Below are 7,367 nucleotides of genomic sequence, written 5' to 3'. Positions count from 1 at the left end.
CCCAGTTCGACGGCTACACCTCGGGCGCTACCACGGACTTTCACGACGACTACATGTCGAGCGGGGACGTCGGCTACCTCGACGAGGCAGGCCGGCTGTTCGTGGTGGGCCGCGACGACGAGATGATCGTCTCCGGCGGCGAGAACGTGTACCCCATCGAGGTGGAGAAGATCCTCGCCGCTCACCCGGAGGTCTCCGAGGCCTCGGTGCTCGGGGTCGACGACGAGCAGTACGGGCAGCGACTGGTCGCCTTCGTCGTGCTGGGGCCGGGTGGTTCGGCGAGCCCGGACGCGCTCAAGGCGCACGTCCGCGAGAACCTCGCGAACTACAAGGTGCCGCGCACCATCAGGGTGCTGAGGAGTTTGCCGAGGGGCAGCACTGGCAAGATCCTTCGTCGTGACCTTCAGGACCTCATCGAGAAGAACGTCGACGATGCGCAAACATCGTAGGCGGTACCCGCTGCTGCGAGCGACTGCCGAGTTGGTGAACGCCGCCAACGCCGTCCGACCGCTGGGCCGCGAGGGTTACGTCACGCTGCCGGTGTTCGCGTTCGGCTGGCCGACCGGTGAGGCCGCGCCGGTGGTGGCAGGCGCGTCGATGCTCGACGCGGCCCGGCGTGGCCTGCGCGGTGACTTCGAGGGACCGCGCGGCCGAATCGCCTTGGCGCTGACGGCGATCGCCTGGGGACTGCTCGGGTTCATCTACGTCCGCAGCACGAAGTCCCAAGAATCCTTCGAGGGCCCGCTGCGCGAGACTCTCGGCGACGACTACGCGGCGATCGCGGCCGAGGAGCGCCGCCGTCGGCGCGGTGGTGTCCTTCGGACGTCCTGGGCGCGGCGTCAGTACGTCAAGAAGGCCGACATCGTCCGGTACGGCCCGCACCGCGCCAACGTCGCCGACGTCTGGCACCGCAGCGACCTGCCCCGCGACGGGAAGGCCCCCGTGTTGCTGCAGGTGCCGGGCGGCGCGTGGGCGATCGGGATGCGCCGTCCGCAGGCATATCCGTTGATGACGCACATGGCCGAACGCGGGTGGATCTGCGTGTCGATGGCCTACCGGGTCAGCCCGCGCAACACCTGGCCCGCCCACATCGTCGACGTGAAGCGTGCGCTGGCCTGGGTGAAGGAGAACATCGCCTCCTACGGCGGTGATCCCGACTTCGTGGCGATCACCGGCGGCTCGGCGGGTGGGCACCTCACGGCCCTTGCGGCCCTGACCCCGAACGAGCCGGAGTGGCAGCCGGGCTTCGAGGACGCCGACACCTCGGTGGTGGCCGCAGTGCCGATCTACGGCCGATACGACTGGTTCTCCCGTGAGGGCTCCGGGCGCCCCGAATTCATCTCGATCCTGCAGCGCTACATCGTCAAGACGCGCTTCAACGAGAATCGGCAGGTGTACCTCGACGCGTCGCCCATCACCAAGGTGCGCGCAGACGCCCCACCGTTCTTCGTGTTGCACGGCACGGACGACTCGATCATTCCGGTCATCGAGGGGCGGGAGTTCGTCGACGCGCTCGCCCAGAAGTCGGACGACGTCGTGATTTACTCCGAAATTCCGCACGCGCAGCACGCATTCGACTTCTTCGGCTCACCGCACGGTCAGTACACCGCGACGGCGGTGGCGCACTTCCTGGACTGGGTGAAGGCCAAGCGCGGCTGACCGTCGCGGGTTCATTGGGCGCTTCCCGCACTTTATCAAGCCGTAAGTGATAGCTTACCGTTCGTGGTCACTTACCAAGTTGACGATGCGTGGGTAGCCCTCGCCGACCGCACGCGACGGGCGATCGTCGAACGCCTCGCCGACGGGCCCATGGCGGTTGGCGAATTGGCACGCGAACTGCCCGTCAGCAGGCCAGCCGTGTCCCAGCACCTCAAGGTGCTCAAGTCCGCGGGCCTGGTACGGGACCGCCCCAGCGGCACCCGCCGCGTCTACCAGTTGGTACCGAGCGGCATCGAGGCGCTTCGGGCCGATCTCGACCGGTTCTGGTCGAAGGCTCTCAGCGCATTCAAACAGCTCGCCGACGAACCGGAAGGAGACGAACCATAAATCATCCTCGTGTTCAATCGATTCGGCACCAAGTCGAGGTCAACGCCCCCATCGAGCGGGCGTTCGCGCTGTTCACCAGCAAGTTCGACCTCATCAAGCCACGCGAGCACAACCTGCTCTCGGTGCCGATCGCCGAAACCGTGTTCGAGCCCAGAGTCGGCGGGCACATCTATGACATCGGCGTTGACGGAAGCCGCTGCGAATGGGCCAGGGTGCTGATGTACGAGCCGCCATCCCGGGTTGTCTTCACCTGGGACATCGGCCCGACCTGGGAGCTGGAAACTGACCTCACCAGGGCCAGCGAGGTCGAAGTTCGGTTCATCGCCGAGTCCGGTGAACGAACGAGAGTCGAATTGGAACACCGCCACCTCGATCGTCACGGCCCCGGTTGGAATGCCATCGCCGACGGGGTGGACGGCGACGCGGGCTGGCCCCTCTATCTGCACCGCTACGCCGAGGTGGCCCGTACGGCAGCGGCGCCATGAGCACCGACAGCGGGACGAGCCTGATGGAGATGGCCCGCGCAGAACGCTGCGATCTCGCTACATACCTCGCGACGCTAACACCCGCGGAGTGGCTGGCTCCGAGCCTGTGCGCCGGCTGGAGCGTCAAAGACGTTGTCGCACACATGCTCAGCTACGAGGAGCTCGACACCATCGGCCTGGCCAGGCGATTCCTGAAGGGTCGCTTCGTACGTGCCAACGAGGTGGGTGTTGAAGAGTTCGCGCCGATGAGCCCCGACGAGTTGCTGAAGTTCCTCGAAGACCACCTGCGACCGCGGGGCCTGACCGCCGGGTTCGGCGGAATGATCGCCCTCGTCGACGGGACCATCCACCACCAAGACATCCGACGTGCGCTCGGCCAGCTCCGAGCCGTACCCGTCGAGCGCCTGACGCGCATCCTCCCCCTCGTTCCGAACAATCCCCGACTGGGCGCACGACGACGACTTCGAGGTCTGCGCTTGCAGGCGACCGACGTCGCCTGGGCCCATGGGCGCGGTCCCGAAGTCGCAGGCACCGGCGAGGCACTGCTGATGGCGATGGCCGGCCGCCGCATCGTCGTCAACGAACTCACCGGGCCGGGCCAAGGCATGCTCGCGGACCGCCTCTGACCGGCTGACGCCTACTGTGCCATCGCGCTTTCGACGACCGTCAGCTCTTCGGAAAGCCCGGCGGCACGGCGGATTTCGATGAATGCGTCGACCATCGCCCCGGTCAGTTCGTGGGGGTCCTCGACGGTCGCTCCATCGGAGAGCACCGAGATGTTCAACTGATCGACGTAACTCCAGACCGTGATGTTGAGACCGCTGCCGGTGGTGAGCGGACCCACCGAATAGATCTCGGTGACCAATGCGCCGCCCACCCTGCCATGCTCACGCGGGCCGGGAACGTTCGAGATGGGCAGGTTGAGCACCTTGTTCTGGCCGTCCTTGTTCGCCAGCCAACGGAACAAGGCCTCGGCGGGCGCAGGCGGGAAGTACGCCGCCCATCTGCTCACCAGTTCGGGTCCCATCAGATGGTGGGTCTCCTTGGCGGACGCCGCGGCGTCGTGCACGGTCTGGACGCGCTCGAGTGGATCGGAGAGTTCCACCGGCAGCACCATCATGACGCCGGTGAAGTAGTTCCCGGAGATGCGATCGCGCGAGAAGTCGAAACTCACTGGCACGGAAGCCAACAGCGGATGGTCTGCCTTGCCTTCGTAGCGCATCAGAAGCCGGCGAAGCGCCCCGGTCGAGATGGCGAGCACCATGTCGTTGATGGTGACACCCAGGTGCTTGCCGGTCTGCTTGACGTCGGCGAGCGCCAGCGACGCCGTCGCGAACTTCCGCGTCCCGTCGACCATGTGGTTCATGAAGCTGGGCGGCGGCGTGAAGGGGCGGGTCAGTTCGGGGGACAACTTGTGAGGACTCTTGCGCACCCGCCCCACGCCCTGGGCCGTGTAGCGCATCACCCCTGGCAGTCGACCGATCTGACGCAGGTGGTCACCGAAGGCCGTCCGTACCAGTTCCGATCTGGTGGGCGTGGGGTCGGTGGCATACGAGTCGCGGTCGGCCGGACCCGTCTGAAGATCCATGCCCCGCGCCATCAGGTTGGCCGAGGCGACCCCGTCCGCCAGCGCGTGGTGGATCTTGCCCAGAACCGCAATCCTGCCTCCTGCGAGGCCTTCGATGAAGTACATCTCCCACAGCGGCTTGGTGCGGTCCAGCGGCGTGCTGGCGATCTTGCCGACCGCATCGTCGAGTTCGCGGCGGCCGCCAGGGCTGGCCACCCGGTACGGACGGATGTGGTACTCGAGGTCGACCTCGCAGTTCTCCCGCCACATCGGATGGTGGAACTTGAAGGGGATGTCGACGAGTTCGTAGCGGAACGGGTCGAGCTTGAAGAGCCTGCCGTGGATGACCTTGCGGAAGTCGTCGACGCCGAACGTCCGGCCCTTCAGGTCGTCGAGCGCGATCACGGCCAGCTTCAGCGTGTGCATGTGCACGGTGGGTGTCTCGCTGTACAGCAGTACGGCGTCCCAACCGCTGAGCCTCTTCACGCGGCTATATAACCTGCTTTGCCCCAGCCACCGTCTGGTTTCGGTGAACTTCGTTGAGGAACAAGCCGATTGCCGTGGCCATCGAGCCGGTGCGGGCTCCGTCGGTCATGTCGAAGCCATGGCCTGCGCCCGGCAACTCCACGTAACCGACCGGCGCCCGTGACTCGGTGCGCAGCTTCGCCACGAAGTCGCGCGCCTGCTGCACGGGAATGACGGTGTCGCCGCTGCCGTGAATGACGAGGAACGGTGGCGCGTCGGCATGTGTGCGGGCGATCGGTGACGCATTGCGGAAGATCTCCGGATGTCTGGCGATATCGTGCTTCACGACGACCCGCTCCAGGAAGTCCACGAAGCGGACCCGCTCGACGGTGGAGCGGTCCTCCCAGTCGTAGCGGCCGTAGATGCCGACGACGGCGTCCACCGAGGTGTCGGAGCCTTCCGGCAGGTCCTGCTGCATCTCGGGATCGTTGGGAGTCAGGCCTGCCAGTGCCGCCAGGTGGCCACCTGCCGAAGTACCGGCTACGGCAACGAAGTTGCGGTCGCCGCCGTACTTGTCCACGTTGGCGCGGGCCCACGCGATGGCGGTCTTCACGTCGGTGATGTGTTGCGGCCACGGGTGGTTGGGCGCGACGCGGTAGTCGATCGAGAGGCACACCCAGCCCATTTCGGCCAGATGCGACATCAGCGCATAGCCCTGGAGTATCCGGCCGCCGTGCACCCACGCGCCGCCGGGCAGGAAGAGCATCACCGGGGCGGGTTGCACAGGCAGGTCCTTGGGCCGCCACACGTCGAGTAGTTGAGATGGACTGCCGCCGTAGCGAACCGAGGACCGGTACACGTTGCGGCGGTGCTCGAACGCCTTCCACACCGGCGGAGTGCGCTCGGGGGCGGGCCAGGTGATGTCGAGGTCCTTGGCGGGCACAACCCCGCGCAACGCCGCCTCGGTGACGGCATTGGTCGCATCGCGCTGCTGCTTCTTCACCGCGCCGATACCCGGCGTGAACCAGGACTTGACCGCAGCGCCGACGAAGTCGGGGGTATGCCGTACGCCCCAGATGCTCATCGCGGTGGCGCCGCCGAGCGGTTCGAGGTGCCTGCCGATCACGGGCAGGGACGTCGCCGCGACGCTCATCGCCAGCATGTAGTCTGCCGGACCGGCCTTCATCAGCCAGCGGGCGCGGGTGGCCCAGGTGGGTCCGGGATACCGGGTATCCGGTCTAGCCGTCATTTCGCGAGGGTACCTCGGTTACCCGCCAGTACACGACAACCAATGAGAGTTGTCTACCAACTCGACGTCTACTGCCCGAATATGAGCCGTATCACAGGTCATGCCGCCGCCAAGGTGGTTGAGTCGAGGTCGTGGGCACCTCTGCGCTAGCGATCACCGACGACCACCGCGATCTGGCCGACGCCGCGAATGGCCAGCTCAGAAAGCTGAAGAGCTGCGCTGCGGCCAGGGCGACCCTCGACCAGGACGCAGCGGGCGCGACCCACCCCGCCGACCTGTGGTCTGCATCCGTCGGCGTCGGTTGGCAGGGCCTGGCGATCGCCGAAGAGCACGGTGGGTCGGGCTTCGGACTGCCCGAGTTGGCCGTGGTGCTCGAGGCACAGGGACGCGAACTGTGTCCCGGCCCGTTCCTGCCGAGCGTGTCGGCCGCGGTGGTCATCGATCGCTGCGCAACGGATGCCCTTCGAGCGCAACTGCTTCCAGGGCTCGCCGACGGCAGTCGCGTGGGCGCCCTCGGGCTGTCGAGCAGCATCACCATCGGTTCGGATCTGGCGCTCACCGGCGAGAGCGCCGCCGTGCTGGGCGCACCACACGCCGACGTCCTGGTGCTGATGGCCGGTGACGACGTCGTCGTCGTGGATGCGAGCGCCGACGGCGTGACGGTCACCACCCTCGTGCCACTGGACACCACCCGCAGCATCGGCGCGGTCGAACTGCGCGAGGTCACCGTCACCGAGGACCGCGTCCTTCGGGGGCCGCGCGCCGCGCGCGCACCGTGTTCCGCATCCTGGCCTCCGCCGAGGCTGTCGGAATCAGTTGGGCCGCCTTGGAAATGGCGGTCGAGTACGCCAAGGTGCGCGAGCAGTTCGGTCGCACCATCGGCACCTTCCAAGCCGTCAAGCACCACGCCGCCAACATGCTCGTCAACGCCGAGCAGACCACCGCAGCGACGTGGGACGCCGCCCGAGCAGACGATCTGGACAGCGCATGGTTCCCCGCAGCGGTGGCCGCATCGCACGCGATCCGCTCGCAGATCCTCGACGCGGAGTGCAACATTCAACTTCACGGCGGTATCGGCTTCACGTGGGAGCACGACGCACACCTGTACCTGCGCCGAGCCCGCACGCTCGCGGCGATCATGGCCGACGGCGCCGATCCCCTGATCGACGTCGTGGCGGGGCAGCGCAGCGGGCAGGCCCACGGCGCGTCGTTCACGCTGCCCGCCGAGGCCGACGAGTTCCGCGCCCCCGCCCGCGAGGCCGTCACCACGTGGAGGTCCCTGCCTGCCGAGAAGCGACGCGACTTCCTCGTCGACTCCGGGTATCTGGTGCCGCACTGGCCGAAGCCGTGGGGCCGGAGCGCCGGCGTGCTGGAGCAGTTGGTGATCGAGGAGGAATTCGGCCCGGGGGCGAGCGAAGCGACGGGGGAATTCGGCCCGGGGGCGAGCGAAGCGACGGGGGAATTCGGCCCGGGGCGAGCGAAGCGACGGGGGAATTCGGCCCGGGGGCGAGCGAAGCGACGGGGGAATTCGGCCCGGGGGCGAGCGAAGCGACGG

The 7,367-nt window shown here is 67.3% G+C and carries 7 protein-coding genes and 1 pseudogene; 6 read left to right on the top strand and 2 right to left on the bottom strand.

Translation table 11 applies throughout. The annotated features are described in order from the left end of the window. The 5 genes from QOI01_RS28310 to QOI01_RS28290 all read left to right on the top strand — a co-directional run. Window positions 1-449 (top strand): class I adenylate-forming enzyme family protein (locus tag QOI01_RS28310; protein ID WP_526386469.1); only part of this gene is annotated, 449 nt, incomplete at its 5' end. Continuing rightward, the gene (locus QOI01_RS28305; protein ID WP_526386468.1) at window positions 433-1,659 is read left to right on the top strand and encodes an alpha/beta hydrolase; all 1,227 of its coding nucleotides are present in this window, start codon (window positions 433-435) and stop codon (window positions 1,657-1,659) included. The genes QOI01_RS28310 and QOI01_RS28305, both read left to right, overlap by 17 nt. A 63-nt stretch (window positions 1,660-1,722) precedes the next feature. Beyond that, on the top strand, window positions 1,723-2,046 hold the full coding sequence (locus QOI01_RS28300; protein WP_526386467.1) for an ArsR/SmtB family transcription factor: 324 nt from the start codon (window positions 1,723-1,725) through the stop codon (window positions 2,044-2,046). Next, window positions 2,043-2,531, top strand: a complete 489-nt coding sequence (locus QOI01_RS28295) for an SRPBCC family protein (protein ID WP_526386470.1) — start codon at window positions 2,043-2,045, stop codon at window positions 2,529-2,531. Before QOI01_RS28300 ends, QOI01_RS28295 begins: the two co-directional genes overlap by 4 nt. Beyond that, window positions 2,528-3,157 carry a maleylpyruvate isomerase family mycothiol-dependent enzyme gene (locus QOI01_RS28290; RefSeq protein WP_526386466.1) on the top strand — a complete coding sequence of 210 codons (630 nt, stop codon included), beginning with the start codon at window positions 2,528-2,530 and terminating at the stop codon, window positions 3,155-3,157. The genes QOI01_RS28295 and QOI01_RS28290 overlap by 4 nt, the downstream gene beginning before the upstream one ends. 11 nt (window positions 3,158-3,168) lie before the next feature. Here QOI01_RS28290 and QOI01_RS28285 read toward each other — a convergent pair whose 3' ends face one another. Continuing rightward, the gene (locus tag QOI01_RS28285) at window positions 3,169-4,584 is read right to left on the bottom strand and encodes a WS/DGAT/MGAT family O-acyltransferase (RefSeq protein ID WP_526386465.1); all 1,416 of its coding nucleotides are present in this window, start codon (window positions 4,582-4,584) and stop codon (window positions 3,169-3,171) included. Between the two features lie 4 nt (window positions 4,585-4,588). Continuing rightward, a complete protein-coding gene (locus QOI01_RS28280) occupies window positions 4,589-5,812 on the bottom strand; it encodes an alpha/beta hydrolase (protein ID WP_526386464.1) in 1,224 nt (407 codons plus the stop codon). 131 nt (window positions 5,813-5,943) lie between these two features. On the opposite strand from QOI01_RS28280, the pseudogene QOI01_RS28275 reads away from it, so the two are divergent. Continuing rightward, window positions 5,944-7,211: pseudogene (locus QOI01_RS28275) on the top strand (acyl-CoA dehydrogenase family protein); the annotation flags it as partial. Window positions 7,212-7,367: the final 156 nt, after the last annotated feature.

Origin of the sequence: Mycobacterium sp. (assembly GCF_032162605.1) — a bacterium.
In the GTDB taxonomy this organism is placed as follows: Bacteria; Actinomycetota; Actinomycetes; order Mycobacteriales; family Mycobacteriaceae; genus Mycobacterium.
Note: the sequence above shows the minus strand (reverse complement) of the source record. Positions and strands in the feature narration are given on the sequence as shown.

Coding starts and splice junctions, on each gene's coding strand:
- QOI01_RS28305 (WP_526386468.1), top strand. CDS start 433: ATGCGCAAACATCGTAGGCGGTACCCGCTGCTGCGAGCGACTGCCGAG.
- QOI01_RS28290 (WP_526386466.1), top strand. CDS start 2,528: ATGAGCACCGACAGCGGGACGAGCCTGATGGAGATGGCCCGCGCAGAA.
- QOI01_RS28280 (WP_526386464.1), bottom strand. CDS start 5,812: ATGACGGCTAGACCGGATACCCGGTATCCCGGACCCACCTGGGCCACC.